Origin of the sequence: Demequina sediminicola, from assembly GCF_000975055.1 — a bacterium.
Taxonomy (GTDB): Bacteria; Actinomycetota; Actinomycetes; order Actinomycetales; family Demequinaceae; genus Demequina; species Demequina sediminicola.
Genome location: NZ_BBRB01000002.1, coordinates 209,447 through 229,731 on the forward strand (window position 1 = coordinate 209,447; position 20,285 = coordinate 229,731).

Sequence of the window (20,285 nt, forward strand, 5' to 3'; positions counted from 1 at the left end):
TTCCTTGCCGTAGGCGCGGGAATCGTGCAAGTATCAAAGTGATGGCGGCGTTTTCTAGCGTGATGTGCACGGAAGTGTTGCGTGTTGCGGCACGGCCCAGCCATTGCGCCGCAAAGTGCCCAGGGGAAGCAGCCCAGTACCAGAGAGAGGACGTGAGTGACGTGGATGCCTTGGACCATCGGATCGTTGACCTGCTGCGGATCGACGGACGTGCGCCGTACGCCGAGTTGGGTGACCGCATCGGCCTTTCCGCCTCGGCCGTCAAACGCCGAGTCGACAGGATGGTGGCCGACGGGATTATCCGCGGATTTACGGTCTTGACCGACCCAGAGTCAGTGGGCCACGGCACTGAAGCATTCGTTGAACTCTTCTGCCGAGGCAAGGTCGCGCCGCAGGACCTCAAGCGCATCCTTGCCGACATCCCGGAGGTCATTGAGGCCACAACGGTCACAGGCCAAGCCGATGCGTTGGTGATGTTGCATGCCAAAGATCCGCGACATCTGGAAGAAGCCTTGGAACGGGTGCGTTCGCCGCAGCAAGTGGATTCGACTCGTTCGTCAATGGTGTTGACGCGGCTCATTGAACGCAGAGTGCACTAGGCCACGACCCACGACCGCGACGCACGGCGCCTCTAGATCCCTGCCGTCGTCGTGCGGGTCGGCTGCGCTAGACCCAGCTAGGAAGCCACATGTGCAGGCGCCAGTACTGGTAGGGGATGGGTTCACCAATCCAGATTGGGGTGAAGAACCCGGCCACGATCAGAACGAGACCCACGTAGACCACGCACATGATGACTCCGGGCTTCCACCATCGGCCGCCCAACCGTTCAGGCTTGGCTATTCGTTGCATCGCCCACACCAGCATGAGCACGAGGAACGGTGCCATGGTCACGGTGTAGAACGTGAAAATGGTGCGGTGAGCCAGTGGTAGCCACGGGAGCCAGGCGGCCAGGTAGCCTGCGGTGACAGTGAGGGCGAGCATGTCGCGGTGGCGCAGGATCCGCCAGATTGCGTAGATCAGCACGGCCGCTCCCACCCACCACAGCAGTGGGTGGCCGATCGCGTGAATGGCAGAGACGCATCGCTCGGCACCGCAGTCCACGTCGGTGACGTCTTCAAAGTAGAAGGCTGTCGGGCGCAGTTGGAGCGGCCACCCCCAGGGGTTGGACTCGTAGTTGTGTGGTTCGTCGAGGCCCTGATGGAAGGTCCACATTTGCTCGTGATAGTGCACCAGCGAGTTCAATGAGTCGGGCAGCCACGTGAGGCCCTCGCCCGGGTTGTCCTCAGCCCAGTGTCGCCCCCACGCCTTGTCTGCCCGGAACCACGGAATCCACGATGCGAGATACACCAGCGGGATGACCACTACCGTCGTGAGGAACGCGGGGATGGCGCGGACGAACCCGCCGGTGAACCACTTGACGTAGCCGGCTTTGTTGCGGTCGTACCAGTCCCAGATGACGGACAGCACGAGGAACGCTGCCGCGAAATACAGGCCGTTCCATTTCACTGAGACTGCAAGGCCAAACACCACGATCGACGCAAGGCGCCACCAACGGATGCCCGTATTGGGACCGCCACCGGGGATCAGTGACGTCGCTCCGAGCCCTAGGGCTGTGCGTTGTCGTGCTGCGTCGGCATAGATTTTGCGCGAGGTCACGTGCCTGTCGACCACGAGAAGTCCGAAAGCCGCGACCACAAAGAAAGTCAGAAAGATATCGAGTAGTGCGGTGCGGGAGAGCACGATGTGCTCGCCGTCGAGGGCCAAGAACAGGCCGGCCACACCACCCCAGAGGGTCGAACGCAAGAGCTGCCGCGCAATGAACGCAATCATGAGGACCGTGGCGACACCCACGAGGGCGGCCATGAACCTCCAGCCATAAGGCGTGGGCCCAAACATCTTCATGCCCCACCCGATCATCAACTTGCCGATGTTCGGGTGGACGACGTAGTCGCCTTCGCTCGTCAACTGCGAGAAGTCGCCTTGGGCGAAGTCTTGGTTCTCGCCGCCCCATTCGCCCTCGTAGCCGATAGTGATGAGGGAGTAGGCGCCACGCGCATAAAACACCTCGTCAAAGACAAGGGCCTGCGGGTAACCCAGCGTGGCAAAGCGCATCACGGCCGCAACAACACCCACCACAGTGGCCATCAGGGTTACGCGCCAGCGCCAAAGGAAGCCCATCACAAGGGGGAGCCTAGCGGGTGGCGTGCCTCAGATGAGGAAAGGCCTGTGTCACCCTGGAGTCATGACTGGCCGGCTCACCCTCGCAGCAACGCCCATCGGCAACGTGGGCGATGCGTCGCAGCGACTTAAGGACGCACTGCAGGGGGCCGATGCCGTGGCGGCAGAGGACACACGCCGGCTCCGCGACATGGCGCGCCGGCTCGACGTCACCGTGACCGGTGACGTGTGGGCCGTCCACGACCACAACGAGCGTGACAAAGCCAACGAACTCATTGAGCGTGTCCAGGCCGGCCAGTGGGTGCTCGTGGTGTCCGACGCAGGGATGCCGACCGTGTCCGACCCGGGCTTCAGAGTGGTCGAGGCCGCTGTGGCCGCCGGCGTGACGGTTGACGTGCTCCCCGGCCCTAGCGCGGTGCTGACGGCGCTCGCGCTCTCTGGGCTCCCGACTGACCGGTTCTGTTTTGAAGGATTCTTGCCGCGCAAGGATGGTGAAAAGCGCCGAGCATTGACAGCATTGCAATCTGAGCCGCGCACCATGGTGTTCTTTGAAGCACCGCACCGGCTTGCGGCGACGCTCGAGGCGATGGCCGAGACCTGGGGTGGAGAGCGCCGTGCCTCGGTTTCGCGTGAACTCACCAAGACTCATGAAGAGACGAGGCGCGCTTCCCTTGCTGAACTGGCGCGATGGGCCGCGGACGGGGTGCGGGGCGAAATCGTGATTACCGTCGCGGGCCGAGACGCCGGTGCACCCTCCATGGAAGCACTTGTGGCTGAGGCACTCGCGCGTGTGGACGCCGGTGAGCGGGCAAAGGACGCCGTCGCCGACCTCGCCCAGACGTCAGGCGTTCCGCGCCGCGAACTTTACAGCGCGGTCCTCGCAGCTCGGAGCGACCGGGGCGCGTGACCGTGACGCCGTCTCACATGCGCCGCGAGCGCAAACCGTTCCCCTGGTTGGTAACCGGGGTTGTCGTCGTCGCCTTTCTGGCGGGCGCCGCAACTGCACGCACCCACGACGCGATGCTCAACGGTCAACCCGACACTCTTCCCACCACTGCGGCGATCGCGGACGGTGACCCCAGCATCGGCCCTATCACCGCGCCGTCGGTGTCTCCGGCTGCACCGGTGAATCCGCAGGTGAGCGCCAACCCCTGGAGCCAGTACTCGCTCGACGACGCCGACTCGCTGTGGGTTGTCGTGAACAAACTGCGGCCACTTGACCCAATTGACTATGTGCCAAGTCCGCTGGACGCTGTCGCAGGTTCGCCGATGACGCCCGAGGCTGCCAGCGCTATGGAGCGTATGAGAACTGCAGCCGCCGATGCAGGGGCACCCTTCAATGTGTCGAACGCGTACCGGCCCTACACGGAACAGAAAGTTCTCCACGAGCGGTACATCGCAGAGTATGGGACCACAGTGACCGAACGTAGCTCCCTCCGGCCGGGATACTCCGAGCACCAAACTGGACTCGCCGCAGACATCTATCAATCGGAGAGCTGCCGCATCAAGACCTGCTTCGCGGACGAGGCTGCCGGTCAATGGGTCGCTGCGAATGCGCACGAATACGGATTTGTCGTTCGCTACCCCGATGGTGCCGAAGACACCACTGGCATTCGGTATGAGCCGTGGCACGTCAGGTATGTCGGCCTCGACCTCGCACGAGCCATGCACGAATCCGGCCAGACCATGGAGGAGTTCTTCGATCTCCCGCCCGCCCTCGACTATCACTAACACGTTGCTTGGATTCCAACATTTTTCACCCCCGCTTTCATCCGTGGAAGCGGGGAACCTCGCGTTCTCATGGTGTGTACCCACCTGGAGCATTGAGGAGCAAAGATGTCAGCGCGAACCACCGTCCGTGTAGCCGCGGCGACGATTGTCACATCCGCCGCAGCAATAGTGAGCGTCCCATTCGCTGCCGTACCGGCGGCAGGTGTCGTGAGCGGCCCTTTTGCGGCCGCGGCCGGATTCACTGTGGTCTCCGCTACCGATGTTGTGGTGGCGAACCATGAGATAGAAGGATCCATTGCCGCAGGCGGAAACTTGATCGCCGACACGCAGGCGTTCAACATCGTGCATCAAGCCGCTGGTAGTGGCGACTACACACTCCCCCTTCTCGACGGCGAATATGTCCGCGTGGTGGCGGGCGGTACCTTCGACCGCGAAGCATCGACCGGTTCGATCCGCGTGAGCCCCCGTCAGTCCGATCCTGCCAAGCAAGGTCAGGTACGCCTTGGGTCACTCGATGGCCTGGAGGTTGGCAGTCGCGGCAACGGTGTGTGTGTACGCGAGGTGGGGCGCAACGGTTGCCCGTTCGGCGACAGCGTTCTCGAGCAGAGCGACACCCCCCAGAGCGTGGAGTCGGTGGAAGACCCTCATGCGTATGGAGCACTCATCGCGGCGAACGCATTTGAGCAGTTCGCGGTGTGGTCCGAGGCAATGGCGGCGGGGACGCTCGCTGGGGCATACTTCGTTGATCTTCCAGATGTAACCCACCCATTAAACGGTGTACCCCTTGAGCTCGAGGAAGGCGCTGCGAATGTGCTGGACATCGACGCAGACCAACTTCCGGCTACCGGGTGGAAGATTCGGTTCGATGGTGTCGCGCCTTCCGTTGACTCCCCGTTAGTGATCAATGTACGCGCCAATGATGGTGCGAGTATCGACCTGCCGACCGAGGCGATCGGTGCGTACCCGCAGTCGAGCGCTCACAATGTGTTCGCGCCCTACATCGTATGGAACTTAGTCACCGAGCCTGGCGCCGTCATCCACGTGAACTCTCCAGGCATCGTGCCTGGTTCAATATTGGCACCTCAGGCAACAGTGATCACCGGGCCTCAGAAGACCCTCGTAGAGGGTCAGATTGTGGCTCACCGGGTAGAACTGCGCAACGATGGCGAGATCCACCACTACGAGTTTGAGGGACTCTTGGCACTTGCCGACGCAGGCACGGTTCCTACTCATACCGATGCTTCCGCCGGTGCGCCAATGGAGGAAGCCGCCGCGGCCGATGAGGACGCAATCCTCGACACTGCACCTGCGACGCATTCTCCGAGCCCAACTGCTGTGCCAGTGCCTACCGTTGAACCTGAGGTCGTGCCGTCGATCGAGCCCAGCTCCGAACCCATCGTGGCGGTTTCGGATGGGGAACAGGCTGCTGGAACGCCGGCGCTCGTTGGTGAAGAGTCAATGCTCCCCGAGACTGTGACGGACATGATTGCAGGGGCCATCGATGACTCTCCCGTAGTGACTGAGATTGCTGACCAGGTTGCTCCCGGTGCTTCACAACTTGCCGGCGATTCGGAGCCCAGCGAAGACGACCAAAACGTCCCTTCCGCCGCTCCTGGCGAGCCTTCGACGGCACCTGGTGACGGGGCAACATCCGCGGAAGAGTCCGTTCTTGTGGCGGGACCCGACACGGGCCTGGAGTCTGGCTCGGATGTCGTCTCGGACCCAGTCATCGAGCAGATTGTGGCAATCGTTGACGGGTCCGCGTCAGTTGACCAACTTGTTGACGACGTTCTTACGGAAGCGGAAGGCGTGTCGACAGCCCCGCTCTTGGACCCTGCCGGTGCTGTCTCCGAAGCAGTGCAGCAGGAAGTGGTGGCACAGGTGGTCGACGAAGTGGCAGAGCATGCAACTGATGCTGTGGAGGTCGGAGATGCCAAAAAGATGGATCCTCAAGTCGGCGGGATGGCGGGCATCACGCGGACTGTTGGCGAAAGTCAGGTGCTCGACTCGGGTGGTCTCAACGCTGACCAGCCCGGTGCTGAGTCTGACGGTGCGGCAACCAGCCACAGTCAGGCCAGGCTTGCGGCCACTGGGGGAGTGGTTGACTGGCATGTGGGCGCAGCGCTCGCCCTCATGCTCGCAGGTTTCATTCTAGTGCGACGCTCTCGCCGCAGCTAAGGTGCCCCGCGCACGAGGCCGAGTTCGCTAGCCCGAACTACGGCTTCGTGCCGGCTTCGTACACCAAACTTTCGATAGATCGAGCGTGTTTGAGTCCGGATGGTATTGAGTGACACGTGGCGATGGCGCGCGATTTCCTTGAGTTCGGCTCCTGTCGCCAGTAGTCGCACGACTTCCCGCTCTGTGCGACTTAGCGTGACTGTCGGGCGTTGGCCCGCGGACTCCCCAAGCGGGAAGAGCCTCTGAGCACGGAGGAGCGCGTCCCGCTCTCGTGTCGGTAGTTGCGTGGCTTCCTTGAGGAGCGTGTCGCGCTCGCTCGCACCAAGCAAGAGCCAAGGTGTTGTCGCACCATATGCCAACGATGTGCGTGCTGCTTCGGAGGTGGCTTGGGTACAGGAAGTTGCGTCGCCCACCGCATGGTATGCGACTGCGGTTAGCAGAGCACGACCTAGGAGCGTGCGTGGGTCTGTGGGCACCCCGGAGGCATCCAAGGCCGCTAGCGCTTCATGGGGGCGGCCCATGGAAACCAGGAGTCGCGCTTGTGTCAGCGCGACGGCGGGCTGGTGATGGATTGATCGTGCCTCTTCGGTCAAGTCTTCAGCGAGGTGACGGTTTCCAGCGCCGAGTGCGACGAGAGCGCGACCGCTCGCGAGCCGTGCTCGCCAGTACGGGGGCGGCGCGACGAGCGCCCCCTTCTCCCACTTCTCGATGGTGGTCATTCCTGGTACTTTCCCCGGAAAGCGCGCTGCCTCGGCCAAAAGTAGCGCCTCCGCACAGAGCGGCCACAGTTCTGAGCGGGCGATGCGCGGGCTTTCGTTGGCCAACAGTGCGAGCGCTTCGGCTGGCTCCCCATTCTCCGTGAGTATGAGTACTTGCGCCGCTGTCCGAGTGACGTGCGTTTGCTGGAGCAGGCGCTCCGGTTCTGCGTCATCGACTGTCGCTTCGTTGAGGTCATCGCGCGCACGGCGCACCTCTCCTCGGAGCGCATGGAGAGCTGCCAGGTCTGTGCGCATTTCGTCGCCCCGAATGACTCCGGCCGTGGTGACTCCTGCGGTGAGGAATTCTGCAGCTTCGTCAAGGTGCCCGATAACGAACATGGTGGTCGCCGCCTGTTGGAGGTAGGCGGCGCCCAGATGCGGCGGCAAGGCGTGCTGCCCCGCGGCATCGATTGCGCGTGCTGCGAGCTCTCGAGCACCTTCGACCGCTGCGGAAGTATCGCCCAACATGCGTCGCGCGACGAGGGACGCGGCTTCACCCTCGAAACTGATTGCGGAGGACCCGTTAGTTGACCGCTCACCAGCGTCGATCGTGATGCGCAGCCACGCTCGACCGTCGACGCGGCCCCCTGCTTGAGTGCTGCGCGCGAGCGCCATGACGAGGCACAACACTGGGCGGCGCGACAACTCGCCGGTCGAGAACCTCCCCAATAACTCGACGGTGCGGTCAGCGCGCTCGATGAGTTCCACTCCCGCGCGGGCGAGGACGCCATCTGCCATCGCTTCGATGTCTCGGAGTTTTGCGGCGGCGGCGAGCGACTCAACAGCATCACCATGCTCCCGCGACCAGGCGAGCATGCGTTGCAGTAGGGCACGGTGCGTTGCGTCGTCGCCGGGCTTAAGCCGGCGCAGGATGGCCTCGACGAAAGGCAGGACGATGACCGCATCTCCGTTGGACTCGTCGATCGAGATCAGTCCCGCAGCACCGGCATGGCCCAAGACTCGTTCCGCGTCGTCAGGACCTAGAAGAGTCTTTGCAAGAGAGACGGAAGGCCGTTCCGAAATGAGTAAAGCACCGAGTGCTTCGGTATCGGGAATGAGGTCAGAGAGTTCTTTGCGATGGGCGGTGAGTGCGGTGTGGATTCCCTCCGCCGCCCAGGCGGAAGCCGTGGTCGCTGTCACGTTGGCCCAGGATGCGTCTTTGCGCGCGGCCGCAGCGATAATCGCACGCGTGGCGAGAGGGTGGCCTCCGCTCACCTCGTGCACGAGTGTGGTCGCGGAGTCTGGGACACCAGCGAGTGTAAGACACTGACGCATTTCTGACGGTGTAAAAAGCAGGTCCGCCGCGGAGACATAGGCGACGTCAGTTTCAAGGTCGAGCGCGGCGCGCAAGTTGCGGCCATCGCGGGTCGTGATGATGAGTAGGTCGACAGTGGCGAGAGCCTCACGCACGGTCACATCGGCAGCCGGCACTGCGTCGATTACTGCGACGGATAATGCGGCGCTGCGGGCGCTTTCGTGGTGAGGGGAAGGTGACCATCGGGTGTTGTGCCACGCGACCTGGGCGCCCTCCGCCACTAGGTGATTGGCCAATTGGCGTGCCACTACACTCTTGCCCCAGCCCAGCGGAGCACAGATGATGACCGCCCGTGCCGACTGTGGAATACTATCGAGCACGCGGGAGCGAGGGACTTCCCAGCTGGGTGCCGTGAACAAGGGAGTTGGGAGCGATGGCTCCGCCGTGGCCTCCCCAGTGTGTTTCATCATCCCATCGTGTCACGATCGCCTGCTGCTTGCGGCGCGCGTTGTCGGGGAAGTCAGCACAAGCGTGCGGCTTCACTAGGATGGGCGGCATGTCACGCATCCTCTCTGCCGTCGCCTGGCCATATGCCAACGGGCCCCGACACATCGGCCACGTAGCCGGGTTCGGTGTTCCCTCGGACGTTTTCAGCCGCTACATGCGCATGGCTGGCAACGATGTCCTGATGGTTTCCGGCACTGACGAACACGGCACGCCCATCTTGGTTCAGGCGGATCAGGAAGGCGTCACGCCCCAGGAACTCGCGGACCGCTACAACCGCGTCATTGTCGAAGACTTGGTGTCGCTGGGTCTGAGCTATGACCTCTTCACACGCACCACCACCGGCAACCACTACAAGGTCGCTCAGGCGTTGTTCAAGGCAGTGCACTCCAACGGCTACATGATTGAGCAGACCACCCGCGGTGCGATCTCCCCGTCTACGGGTCGCACTCTGCCTGACCGCTACATCGAGGGCACGTGCCCTATCTGTGATTCCGACGGCGCTCGCGGTGACCAGTGTGACAACTGCGGCAATCAGCTCGACGCAGCCGAACTGAAGAACCCCGTCAGCCGTATCAATGGCGAGACCCCCAAGTTCATCGACACCGAACACTTCTTCCTCGACCTCCCCTCGTTGGCAGAGCCCCTCACCGAGTGGCTCGGGGCGCGCGAGGGTTGGCGTCCCAACGTCATGAACTTCTCGAAGAACCTGCTTGCCGACATGCGCCCCCGCGCTATGACGCGAGACATCGACTGGGGCATCCCGGTGCCGCTTGAGGGTTGGGAGTCGAATCCCAACAAGCGCCTCTATGTCTGGTTCGATGCCGTCATCGGCTATTTGTCGTCCTCCATCGAGTGGGCACGCCGTGAGGGCGAGCCTGACGCTTGGCGCCAGTGGTGGAATGACCCTGAGACGCTGTCCTATTACTTCATGGGTAAGGACAACATCACCTTCCACTCGCAGATCTGGCCTGGCGAACTGCTCGCCGCCAATGGTCGGGGTGCGCACGGCGGCGAACTCTCCGAGTTCGGCGACCTGCAGCTCCCCACCGAGGTGGTGTCTTCAGAGTTCCTCACCATGGAGTCCGCCAAGTTCTCTTCAAGCCGCGGGCACGTGATCTACGTCCGCGACATGCTTGCTCGCTACCAGCCCGACGCCCTGCGCTACTTCATTGCAACGGCAGGCCCCGAGTCGCACGACTCGGACTTCACCTGGCAAGAGTTCAAGAACCGCACCAACAACGAACTGGTCGCAGGCTGGGGCAACCTGGTCAACCGCACCGCATCGTTGCTGAACAAGAACGTCGGCTCCATCCCCGCGCTGAGCGACTTGCAGGACGTGGACCGTGCGGCGCTCGCGGGCTCGGAAGCCGGATTCGACACCGTGGGTGAACTCATCGGTGCTCACCGTCAGCGCGCCGCGATCTCCGAGGCCATGCGTGTGGTGGGAGAGGCCAACAAGTACCTGGCCGACACGGCACCGTGGAAGCTCAAGAACGAGGATCCGGAGCGCATGAAGACCGTGCTGGGCGTCGCAGCCCAGTTGGTATCCGACGCCAACACGATGCTCGCGCCCTTCCTGCCTCACAGTGCTCAGAAGGTTCACGAAGCGATGGGTGGCACCGGAGTGTTCGCACCGATGCCGCAGCTGAACGAAGTCGACGACCTCGACCTGCCGGACCGTCACTACCCGGTGATCCAGGGTGATTACAGTGCGGCTCAGGGCACGTGGTCGCGTCGCTCCGTGGTGCCGGGAACTCCGGTCGACAAGCCATCGCCGATCTTCACCAAGCTCGACGACGACATTGTCGAGGAGGAACTGGCCCGTATGCGCGGCGAGGGCGAATGACTCGTCCCGGCACCTGGCCGGCGACTCCCGAGCCGCTGCCCGCACCCATCGTCGACAACCATTGCCATCTGGACTTCCCGGCTGGCGATGAACCGTTCACGGTAGAGGACCGCCTCGCGGCGGCCGCTGCAGCGGGCGTGACTCGTGTGGTGCAGATCGGCTGTGACCTTGAGTCCGCGGAGTGGACGGCCGATGCCGTGACCAAGTACCCGCAGATGCTCGGCGGTGTCGCGCTCCACCCGAACGACGCAGCCGTTCTCGCGGCCAGGGGAGAATACGACGAGGCCTTTGCCCGCATCGGCGATCTTGCTCGAGGTGAACGGATCCGTGTGGTGGGGGAGACCGGGCTGGACTTCTTTCGCACAGGTCCCGAGGGGCGAGACGCGCAGATCACGGCATTCCGTGACCACATCGCGCTCGCCAAGGAACTGAACCTGCCCATGCAGATTCACGACCGTGACGCCCACGCCGACGTGGTCGATATCCTCATGCGCGATGGAGCTCCCGAGCGCACGGTGTTTCACTGCTTCTCCGGAGACGCGGGGCTAGCCAAGCTCGCAATGCAACATGGGTGGTTCCTCTCGTTCTCGGGGACCGTGACCTTCAAGAACGCCGGAGGACTGCGAGCTGCGCTCGCGGTCGCAGACCTCTCTCAGGTGCTTGTCGAAACCGATGCGCCGTTTTTGACTCCGCACCCGTATCGAGGCGCCCCGAACCACCCTGCGCTCGCGGCGCTGACGGCTCGCACGGTGGCAGAAGTCCTGGAAACAGACCTAGAAACGGTGTGCACGACTGTCACTGAGACGTCGGAAATGCTCTACGGATCGTGGGAGTGAACGCCCCTGCGAGTGTGAGCGACGTCACTAGGACTAGCGCGACGGGGTCGGTCTGTGAGATAAAAGACCGTTCGCCGTTACGGTTTCGTTATTCAGATGGCACGGACCGATGCGCGCGAGAAAGGACATGACTTTGAGTTTTCGTAACCTGATGCCTGCTCCGGGAGGCCGCCGCTCCAAGCGTTACAAGGCAGTGAGCCGCCGCCGCGTGGCCCTCACCGCGAGCGCCGGACTGGCCGTCACAGCATTCGCTGTCGGCTCCTTTGCCTCCGTGGGCGTGAACGCCTGGGCGACCCCTGACTCGACGCGCGACTCGGCTGTTGCCGACACCACGCTTGCACCTGTCGAGGCCGCCGCCAACGACATCCAGGTCGTGACCAAGACCGAGGAGAAGACCCTCGAGCACGGCTCTGTTGAAGAGAAGGACTACGACACCGAGGAAGGCACCGACACGGTTGTCACCGAAGGTGAGAACGGCACCGCACTCGTGTCCTACGAGGTCGTCATCAAGGACGGCGTCGAGGTTGAGCGCACCGAAAGCCTGACCGTTGTCGTCGACGAGCCCGTCGATGAGGTGGTCGCCATTGGTGCCAAAGAGAAGCCCACGATCCCTACCGGCGTCTCGAACGCTGGAGCCAACCGCGCTATCGGCCAGGAAATGGCTGCCGCCCGCGGATGGAGCGGAGATGAGTGGAGCTGCCTGAACGCGCTGTGGACCAAGGAATCCAACTGGAACTCCAACGCTCACAACTCGTCTTCCGGTGCCCATGGCATCCCGCAGTCGCTGCCTGGTTCCAAGATGGCGTCCCACGGTGCCGACTGGGCTACCAACCCTGCCACCCAGATTAGTTGGGGCCTGTCCTACATCTCCGGCCGCTACGGCACTCCGTGCGCCGCGTGGGGTCACTCACAGAGCGTCGGCTGGTACTAAACGCGTGGCGGACCTCCTAGGCCCGTCGGATATTCGCTCTCTGGCGGAATCCCTGGGAGCTGCACCCACCAAGAAGTGGGGCCAGAACTTCGTGGTGGACTCCGGCACCGTACGCCGCATTGTGCGTATCGCTGGCGTCGAAGCGGGGGATGCTGTTGTTGAGGTCGGTCCCGGCCTTGGTTCGCTAACGCTTGCCTTGCTTGAGGCCGGTGCGCATGTGACCGCCGTGGAGATTGACCCGCTGTTGGCGAAGGCTCTTGGCGACACCGTTGCTGAACGGGCACCCGACGAGGCTTCGCGCCTCACAGTCATTCATGAGGACGCGATGCGCGTCACCGGACTCGACGCGCCACCGAAGGCACTGGTGGCGAATCTGCCGTACAACGTGTCGGTACCGGTGATCTTGCACTTCCTCGAGACCTTCCCGAGCCTTGAACGCGTGCTCGTGATGGTCCAGGCCGAGGTTGCTGACCGCCTCGCTGCCGGACCAGGGTCACGCACCTATGGCATTCCATCCGCCAAAGCGGCGTGGTACTGCGACGTGCGCGCTGCAGGCGACGTGAAGCGCAACGTTTTTTGGCCGGTCCCGCGTGTGGATTCCAGGCTGGTGCTGATGGAGCGCCGCGAGATTCCTGAGACGAGCGCGAGCCGTGAAGAAGTGTTTGCGGTCATCGATGCCGCTTTCGCTCAACGCCGTAAGGGCTTGCGAGGGGCATTGTCGGAGCTCGCTGGTTCCTCGTCGGCGTCGGAGGCGGCACTCGAGTCCGTGGGTATTGCCCCACTCACTCGGGGTGAGCAACTCGACATTCACGACTTCACCCGCATTGCAGAAGCCCTCAACGCCACGGCGTAGTGTGCGGCGATGTCTCCTCGGCATCGTTCCTCTCGCGGCAAGTACCCCTTGTCTGGGAACATGTGACCCATGAACCGATCCGTCACCGTGCGTGCACCGGGAAAGATCAACCTGCAACTTGCTGTGGGCCCCGTAGGCGATGACGGCTACCATCCCCTCGCCACCGTGTTCCAGGCTGTTGACCTGTATGAAACGGTCACAGCAACCGAGCGTGACGACAACGAAATTGTCATCACCGTGGAAGCGTCGCGTTCTCTAGGCATCGACCCGGCCACCGTCCCCACAGGAGCCGACAATCTTGCGGCGCGTGCCGCTGTGGCCCTGCGCGAGGCATACGGCGTCGAGGCGGGCGTATCCCTCCACATCCGCAAAGGCGTGCCCGTCGCTGGCGGAATGGCCGGAGGGAGCGCCGATGCTGCGGCGGCTTTGCTTGCGTGCGCAGAGGTGTGGGATTTGGGGGCAACGCGCGAGGGGCTTCACGAGGTAGCGGCAACTTTGGGCGCTGACGTGCCCTTCGGATTACATGGTGCCACGGCCGTAGGGCTCGGACGGGGGAGCGACCTGTCGCCGGCTATGGCGCGCGGGGAGTTCCACTGGGTGCTCGCTACGCAGTCGTCAGGTTTGTCGACCCCCGAGGTCTACGCGATGTTCGACACCTTGCATGACGCGGAGGCTGATGCCGCTTCGGGAACGGCACCTAGCGACCCCCGTATCAGCCAAGACATCATGACCGCGCTGATGGCAGGCGATGCCGTCCGGCTCGGGGACGCATTGTCTAATGACCTGCAGCCCGCGGCATTGGTGCTAGCGCCTCACCTGGAGCGCGTGTTGGGGGCCGCGCTGGAGGCGGAGGCGCTTGGGGTCATGGTGTCGGGGTCTGGGCCTACTGTGGCCGCGTTGGCGCGCTCACGTCAGCATGCGTTGGCCATTGCTGCGCACCTGCGTGCGGCGGAGGTTGCCGATACGGTGTTGGCGGCATCGGCCCCTGCTCCGGGCGCCACGATCATCGCTGCCCCCTAACTCCCCTCCCCTCCCCTGCACGCCAAATGGCTCCATTTCGCTGTCTAGCCATGCCAAAACAGCGAAATAGAGCCATTTGAGAAAGAGGGAGGGTGCTACTTGCGCAGCGAGTCGCGGATCTCCATCAGCAACTCAACCTCAGTGGGGCCATCCTCCTCGACAACGTCGTCGGCCTTCTTGCGGCGCTCGGCGAGCTTGTTCATGGGAACAACGACAAAGAAGTAAATCGCCAGAGCGATCGTGATGAACTTGAACAGCGCATCCAGAATCAGGCCGATGCTGAACACAGCGCTGTTGATCTCGAACGTCATCACCTGGGTCAGGTCCGGTTGCCCAAAGATCATGGCGATGATGGGTGTCAGCAGCCCGTCTACCACTGCGGTGATGACGGTCGCGAAGGCACCGCCGATGACGATACCGACGGCCAGGTCAATGACATTGCCGCGGGTAATGAATTCCTTAAAGCCTTGAATCATGGTGGATTCCTTCACAGAGGGGGACGTGACACCTGTGAGGATATTTCACGGCTACGCCTCGTGCGCGGGGAAACGCCTTGTGCGCCCAGGAACAACAGACACAAGCCCTGCTCAGGTGACGTTAGTCAGCCGGCGGGAGGACAGGGTCAGCCTCAAAGTTGCTCAGCCCGTTCCACGCGAGGTTCACCATATGAGCGGCAACCTCGTCCTTGCTGGGCTCGCGCGCTTCTGCCCAATGCTGGCCCGCGAGCGCAACCATGCCCACAAGCATCTGTGAATAGATCGGCGCAGTTGAGGGATCGAGTCCACGCTTAGCCATTTGGTGCCCCAGCAGGTGCTCCACTTGCGTCGCCACATCACCGATGAGTGAAGAGAACGTCCCACCGGCCTGCGCGACTGGGGAATCGCGCACCAAGATTCGGAAACCCGCGGGAGAAGATTCGATGTAATCCAAGAGTGCCCGTGCGGCACGCTCCACCAGTTGGCGAGGGTGACCTCGCTCAGAAAGCGCGCCCGTCAGCGCTCCCAGCAGCGCCTCGACTTCGCGGTCCACGATGACGGCGTACACGCCCTCCTTACCGCCAAAGTGCTCATATACCACCGGCTTTGACACGTCGGCACGTGAGGCGATTTCCTCCACCGAGGTGCCCTCAAACCCACGCTCAGCGAACAGGGTGCGCGACACAGTCAGGAGTTGTTCCCGCCGTTCGCGAGAGGTCATTCGGGCGCGCGGAGTCTTGCGAGTAGGGTCTGTCACGCTCCTAGTGTGCCGTGAATCCTGGCACACTGGTGCCCCGAGAGTTTTTACCTGCGCTCATTGACGCGTAATGTGGTCTCTCGATCCGCCCTAGTGTAACGGCAGCATGCAGGCCTTTGGAGCCTTGCGGTACAGGTTCGAATCCTGTGGGCGGAGCCTCGTTCTCCCTCGTATTCGCCCCATTCTGGTGGCGCGGCCCTGGTGCCCGATTCCTTGCTGAACGTGGCCTGCGTTCCTGCGCCAGCATCGGCTGGGCTGTGAGTCTTTCCGGGGCGCGACGCTGACGCACAGCGCGGTACCGAGCCACCGCCAAGCACTGGCTCCTCTAGATGGACGCCACGAAACCTGCCTGCACCGAACCTGCCAGTACGGAAACTGACAGTAAGGAAACTGACAGTACGAACCAAAGATTGAGGCGGCACGCCGTGGCGCGGGCGCATTGAGCGCGCGGAGCCCGGCGTGCCGCTGTCACCTTTGGTTCAAAGTGTTGGGGGTGGAGGGCCGATGCTGAGACGCGCAGGGCTGCGAAGGGCAGGTAGAGTGGTCTCCACCAACTTTTGTCGCCACATGAAGGGGGTCCGGTGAGTCGGATTCGACCCGCCGCCGTGATTATTCTCGCGGCCGGAGCAGGCACTCGAATGAAGTCCGCTACCCCGAAGGTCTTGCACTCTATTGCTGGCCGTTCGCTCGTGGGGCACGCGCTCGCTTCTGCAGCAGCTATCGAACCCCAGCGCGTTGTGGTGGTGGTGCGCCACGACCGGGAGACGGTTGCCGAGCACATCACTCAGATTGCGCCTCACGTGCTGCTGGCTGATCAGGACGAGATTCCAGGCACGGGCCGCGCCGCATACTGCGGACTCTCTGCACTGGACGCCACGGCCGTCGCCGCGCAGGTCGCCGCTGGCGCCGTGGGGGACACCGCAGTGATGGAGACTCAGGCCGAGGGCGCTGTCGTCGTGACGAGTGGTGACGTGCCGCTCGTTGATGGTGAACTGCTGGGCGCATTGGTGGACGCACACGGTGCCGCGGGTGCCGCTGTCACCGTGCTGACCGCGACCGTGGACGACCCGACCGGTTACGGCCGCATTGTGCGCGACGCTGGCACTGATGAGGTGCTGAGCATCGTCGAGCACAAGGATGCGACGGAGGAGCAGCGCGCGATTACCGAGATCAACTCCGGAATCTATGTGTTTGATGCTGCCGTGCTCCGTGGCGCACTTGCGCAAATCGGCCAAGACAACGCCCAGGGCGAGATGTACTTGCCCGACGTCATTGAGATTGCACGCCGTGAGGGCGGGCGCACGCACGCGTTCATCGCACCGCACGCAGGCGATGTCGAAGGCGTCAACGATCGCGTTCAGTTGGCTCAGCTGGGCCAGGAACTCAATGCTCGCATTGTGACTCGATGGATGCGTGACGGTGTCACGGTCATGGACCCCGCGACCACGTGGATCGACGCCGATGTGGAACTGGCCGAAGACGTCACCATCCTTCCCAACACGCAACTGCAGGGCCGCACCACTGTTGGCACTGGCACCGTGGTGGGACCTGACACGACACTTATGGATGTCACGGTGGGCGCAGGCGCCTCCGTCATCCGTACCCACGGCTCGGCATCCGTCATCGATGATGGCGCGACTGTCGGGCCTTTCTCATTCCTCCGCCCAGGCACACACCTGGGAGCCAGCGGGCGCATCGGCGCGTTCGTTGAAACAAAGAACGCCACCATCGGCGAGCACACCAAAGTGCCGCACCTGAGCTACGTCGGGGATGCAACCATCGGACACCACACCAACGTCGGTGCGGCCACGATTTTTGTGAACTACGACGGCATTTCGAAGCATCACAGCACGGTGGGAAACCACGTGCGTATTGGTTCGGACAACTCACTCATCGCCCCCGTCGAGATCGGCGACGGCGCTTATACGGGAGCGGGTGCGGTGATTCGCCGCGATGTCCCACCCGGTGCGCTGGGGCGCAACAGTTCTCCGCAGCAAGTCGTTGAGGGATGGGTGGGCAATCGCCGGCCCGGCAGTGCCTCAGCTCTCGCCGCTGAGGAAGCACTTCGTACGCACGATGATGGACTGTCGGAGGGTGCACGCGCCGAGCGTGCTGCGGCCACCGAGAAAACTGAAGGAGAGTCATGACCTCGGAGATCTCGCACGCGAGTGAGAAGCGCCTGATCCTGGCTGGTGGCCGGGCGCACCCTGAACTCGCTGAAGCGGTGGCGGATGCCATGGGCATCGAACTGCTGCCGACGACCGCCTACACCTTCGCCAATGGCGAGCTGTACGTGCGTTTCGGAGAGTCCGTCCGCGGTGCTGACGCCTTTGTTCTCCAGTCTCACGCTGCCCCGATCAACGAGTCGATCATGGAGCAGCTCATCATGGTGGACGCACTCAAGCGCGCGTCCGCCAAGCGCGTGACCGTCATCATGCCTTGCTACGGATATGCCCGTCAGGACAAGAAGCACAAGGGTCGCGAGCCCATCTCCGCGCGTCTCATGGCAGACCTGTTCAAGACTGCGGGTGCTGACCGCATCATGTCGGTGGACCTGCACACCTCGCAGATCCAGGGCTTCTTCGACGGCCCGGTTGACCACCTCTGGGCCATGCCGCTGCTCGCGCAGTACGTGCGTACCCGTGTTGCACCGGACAACCTGACAATCGTTTCTCCGGACGCGGGCCGCGTGCGCTTGGCTGATCAGTGGTCCGACTTCTTGGGTGCGCCGCTAGCGATCATTCACAAGCGCCGTGACCCCTCGGTGCCCAACCAGGTCAAGGTTCACGAGCTTGTGGGTGAGGTCAAGGGCCGTACCTGTGTGCTCGTCGACGACATGATCGACACGGGCGGCACGATTGTGCAGGCCGCTGAGGCACTGTTCGAGAACGGCGCCAAGGATGTCATCGTGACGTCCACGCACGGTCTGCTCTCGGGTCCCGCCGTCGAGCGCCTACGCGATTCGGGCGTGACCGAGGTCGTCATCACGGACACGCTACCTATCCCTGACGAGAAGCGCTTTGACAAGCTCACGGTGCTCTCCATCGCCCCGCTCTTGGCACGCGCCATCCGCGAGGTCTTCGACGACGGTTCGGTGACGAGCTTGTTCCAGGGCAACGTCTAGCAATTCTTCGAGGACTCGCGTGGTCCACCGTGAATGAGTCCAACGTGGATCGGCCCCCTCGGATCTTTCCGAGGGGGCCGATCACGTTGTGGCGAAAGCGCCGCGGCTTACGCTGCCGCCGGCTGCTGCTGAGAGGCGTTCGCCACCCGTTCCGCGGACTCACGCAGGGGAATCCAGTTCCAGGCGATGAGCGCACAGGTGGCACCCACGAGGAACCCCGCGATGACGTCCGTGGGGTGGTGCATTCCGCGGTATACCCGCGACAGTCCCACTCCTAGAGGAATCAGCACACAGAGGACTTGGACGGTGATTCGCAGCCACGTGGTGCGAATGCGGGTCGCACAGAGGGCTACTGCGAGATACACGGCGGTTGAGGCACCGGTGTGTCCGCTGGGGAAGCTCGATGTGGGTGGGGCGTGGTCGAGCTGATCTACTTCGGGGCGAGGGCGTCCCACCACGAGCGAAGCCGTGAGGAACACGGCTGCCTCCACGGCGAGCGCGATCGCTGGAATGACGGCAAGCCACCATTGTCGTGAGAGCGCCCAGATGATCCCCACGAGCACCAGGCACGTTCCCATCAGCACTTGAGTGTTGCCGAGTTCCGACACCACTGCGGTGATGGTGTTGAGCGACTCGGTGCGCATGTCGACGGCTGACTCGCTGATGGCGGACTCGTCGATACCGATGAGGTCGACGAGCGTGAAGCCGACACCGACTACCACGACCCAAAGAACGGCCGATGGCAGCAGAATGCGGCGTACGAGGCCGCGCCCCATCTGGGCGCGGGTGGGAGCAACGTCTCCCGGTCCTGGACCGATCACCCGTCACATCCTCGCGTAGCGGGCGCGGACAAACGAGTACAGTCCGTAGGCCGCAAAGCCGATGCCGACGAGGACAACGATGATGGCGCCACCAGGAAGGTCGAGGAGGCTCTTCACGGCGCCGTCCAGGCCCTTGGCGTCGTCGGGGTCAGCGGTCACTGCTGAGTAGGTGAACAGTACGCCCACCACAACCAGCGCGATGCCCTTGGCGACGTAGCCGGTAGTTCCGAGCGCACGGACGGTCTTCCCTGAGCCTTGCGGGACGCTTCGTAGGTCGTGCATGTACTTTTTGCGGGCACCCTTCACGACGTGGAATACACCGGCGACCAGGATGCCGATGCCGATGGCACCCACAATGAACTGTCCGGCTGGCCACCCGAGGACCTGAGCGACGATGCCTTGTGCTTGGGAGTCGCCGCCGCTGCTTGACGATCCCATCGCAATCGATGCCGACGTCAATGCGAGGACGAGGTACACGCCGGCCTTCGCGAGGGGCTTCACTCGGTCTTTGAAGTCCTCGTGGGAGCGGAGCCCGTCGGCGAGTTGCCACAGCCCGAGGGCGGCGAATGCGATGGCGGCAATCCAGAGGATGACGACGCCAAAGGCGTTGTCGCTGACACTGGAGAGGGCAGAACTGGAACTTGCTTCTTCGCCCCCGCCAAAGGGGATCTTCGCGATGAGGAAACCCAGCATGATGTGGAGGACTCCAGAGACGGCGTAGCCAGCTCGGGCGCCTTTTTCCCACACATCTCCGGTGCTTCCTTGTCGCATGGACGATGCAGTTGCGTTCATAGTCATGTCTAACGCCACGCAGCGGGCGGCATTCCCCATTGCGGCCCGATCGACGCGTGTAGACCAGGCATAACGCCCAGCGGGTAGGGGGTTTCCGCAGGTTCAGGTAGACTTTCCCTGTTCCACGGCGAGGCTGGGCCCAACGGGTGCTGGCGTGATCGACGCGGCAGTGTGAAGTTGATGCCTGCCTTGCCTGGCTCCACACACTGATCACTCCCAAGG

General features: G+C 63.2%; 17 protein-coding genes and 1 tRNA gene. 12 read left to right on the plus strand and 6 right to left on the minus strand.

Going from position 1 to position 20,285, the window contains the following annotated elements:
* The first annotated feature begins 152 nt into the window (after positions 1-152).
* Positions 153-599, plus strand: a complete 447-nt coding sequence (locus tag AOP79_RS05895) for an Lrp/AsnC family transcriptional regulator (RefSeq protein WP_439644676.1) — start codon at positions 153-155, stop codon at positions 597-599.
* Positions 600-666: 67 nt separating this feature from the next.
* Here the strand turns inward: AOP79_RS05895 and AOP79_RS05900 are convergent, their stop codons facing one another.
* Positions 667-2,178 (minus strand): dolichyl-phosphate-mannose--protein mannosyltransferase, encoded by a 1,512-nt coding sequence (locus tag AOP79_RS05900; RefSeq protein WP_082093411.1) that lies wholly within the window; start codon positions 2,176-2,178, stop codon positions 667-669.
* Positions 2,179-2,242: 64 nt separating this feature from the next.
* Between AOP79_RS05900 and rsmI the strand changes: the two genes are divergently transcribed.
* From rsmI to AOP79_RS11915, 3 genes are all read left to right on the plus strand, one after another.
* Positions 2,243-3,085, plus strand: a complete 843-nt coding sequence (rsmI, locus tag AOP79_RS05905) for a 16S rRNA (cytidine(1402)-2'-O)-methyltransferase (RefSeq protein ID WP_062071503.1) — start codon at positions 2,243-2,245, stop codon at positions 3,083-3,085.
* Between the two features lie 2 nt (positions 3,086-3,087).
* The gene (locus AOP79_RS05910) at positions 3,088-3,909 is read left to right on the plus strand and encodes a M15 family metallopeptidase (protein WP_152648028.1); all 822 of its coding nucleotides are present in this window, start codon (positions 3,088-3,090) and stop codon (positions 3,907-3,909) included.
* Between the two features lie 105 nt (positions 3,910-4,014).
* Positions 4,015-6,087: a collagen-binding domain-containing protein gene (locus AOP79_RS11915; protein ID WP_062071507.1), complete on the plus strand. Its 2,073-nt coding sequence runs from the start codon at positions 4,015-4,017 to the stop codon at positions 6,085-6,087.
* Here AOP79_RS11915 and AOP79_RS05920 read toward each other — a convergent pair.
* Entirely contained in the window at positions 6,084-8,381 is a 2,298-nt protein-coding gene (locus tag AOP79_RS05920) for a helix-turn-helix transcriptional regulator (protein WP_062071509.1), read from the minus strand. The two genes, AOP79_RS11915 and AOP79_RS05920, sit on opposite strands and share 4 nt — an antisense overlap.
* 275 nt (positions 8,382-8,656) lie before the next feature.
* On the opposite strand from AOP79_RS05920, the gene metG reads away from it, so the two are divergent.
* From metG to AOP79_RS05950, 5 genes are all read left to right on the plus strand, one after another.
* Positions 8,657-10,453 (plus strand): methionine--tRNA ligase, encoded by a 1,797-nt coding sequence (metG, locus tag AOP79_RS05930; RefSeq protein WP_062071514.1) that lies wholly within the window; start codon positions 8,657-8,659, stop codon positions 10,451-10,453.
* Positions 10,450-11,289, plus strand: coding sequence for a TatD family hydrolase (locus AOP79_RS05935; RefSeq protein WP_062071517.1), 840 nt, complete (start codon positions 10,450-10,452; stop codon positions 11,287-11,289). Before metG ends, AOP79_RS05935 begins: the two co-directional genes overlap by 4 nt.
* Positions 11,290-11,422: 133 nt before the next feature.
* The gene (locus AOP79_RS11970; RefSeq protein ID WP_161794231.1) at positions 11,423-12,220 is read left to right on the plus strand and encodes an aggregation-promoting factor C-terminal-like domain-containing protein; all 798 of its coding nucleotides are present in this window, start codon (positions 11,423-11,425) and stop codon (positions 12,218-12,220) included.
* A 4-nt stretch (positions 12,221-12,224) separates the two neighbouring features.
* Complete coding sequence (gene rsmA / locus AOP79_RS05945; RefSeq protein ID WP_062071521.1) at positions 12,225-13,073, plus strand: 16S rRNA (adenine(1518)-N(6)/adenine(1519)-N(6))-dimethyltransferase RsmA; 849 nt, start codon at positions 12,225-12,227, stop codon at positions 13,071-13,073.
* Between the two features lie 69 nt (positions 13,074-13,142).
* Positions 13,143-14,093 (plus strand): 4-(cytidine 5'-diphospho)-2-C-methyl-D-erythritol kinase, encoded by a 951-nt coding sequence (locus tag AOP79_RS05950; RefSeq protein WP_062071524.1) that lies wholly within the window; start codon positions 13,143-13,145, stop codon positions 14,091-14,093.
* A gap of 95 nt (positions 14,094-14,188) precedes the next feature.
* On the opposite strand, the gene mscL is transcribed toward AOP79_RS05950, so the two are convergent.
* Together mscL and AOP79_RS05960 are read right to left on the minus strand one after the other, a co-directional pair.
* The gene (gene mscL / locus AOP79_RS05955; RefSeq protein WP_062071526.1) at positions 14,189-14,569 is read right to left on the minus strand and encodes a large conductance mechanosensitive channel protein MscL; all 381 of its coding nucleotides are present in this window, start codon (positions 14,567-14,569) and stop codon (positions 14,189-14,191) included.
* 121 nt (positions 14,570-14,690) lie between these two features.
* A complete protein-coding gene (locus AOP79_RS05960; protein ID WP_062071528.1) occupies positions 14,691-15,290 on the minus strand; it encodes a TetR/AcrR family transcriptional regulator in 600 nt (199 codons plus the stop codon).
* A gap of 120 nt (positions 15,291-15,410) precedes the next feature.
* Here AOP79_RS05960 and AOP79_RS05965 point away from each other — a divergent pair.
* From AOP79_RS05965 to AOP79_RS05975, 3 genes are all read left to right on the plus strand, one after another.
* Positions 15,411-15,482 (plus strand) — tRNA-Gln (locus AOP79_RS05965).
* Positions 15,483-15,907: 425 nt separating this feature from the next.
* The gene (gene glmU, locus AOP79_RS05970; RefSeq protein ID WP_062071530.1) at positions 15,908-17,473 is read left to right on the plus strand and encodes a bifunctional UDP-N-acetylglucosamine diphosphorylase/glucosamine-1-phosphate N-acetyltransferase GlmU; all 1,566 of its coding nucleotides are present in this window, start codon (positions 15,908-15,910) and stop codon (positions 17,471-17,473) included.
* Entirely contained in the window at positions 17,470-18,450 is a 981-nt protein-coding gene (locus AOP79_RS05975; protein ID WP_062071532.1) for a ribose-phosphate diphosphokinase, read from the plus strand. Before glmU ends, AOP79_RS05975 begins: the two co-directional genes overlap by 4 nt.
* Positions 18,451-18,557: 107 nt before the next feature.
* Here the strand turns inward: AOP79_RS05975 and AOP79_RS05980 are convergent, their stop codons facing one another.
* Together AOP79_RS05980 and AOP79_RS05985 are read right to left on the minus strand one after the other, a co-directional pair.
* Positions 18,558-19,271 (minus strand): phosphatase PAP2 family protein, encoded by a 714-nt coding sequence (locus AOP79_RS05980; RefSeq protein WP_236683266.1) that lies wholly within the window; start codon positions 19,269-19,271, stop codon positions 18,558-18,560.
* A 3-nt stretch (positions 19,272-19,274) separates the two neighbouring features.
* A complete protein-coding gene (locus tag AOP79_RS05985) occupies positions 19,275-20,069 on the minus strand; it encodes a DUF1206 domain-containing protein (protein WP_062071534.1) in 795 nt (264 codons plus the stop codon).
* Positions 20,070-20,285: the final 216 nt, after the last annotated feature.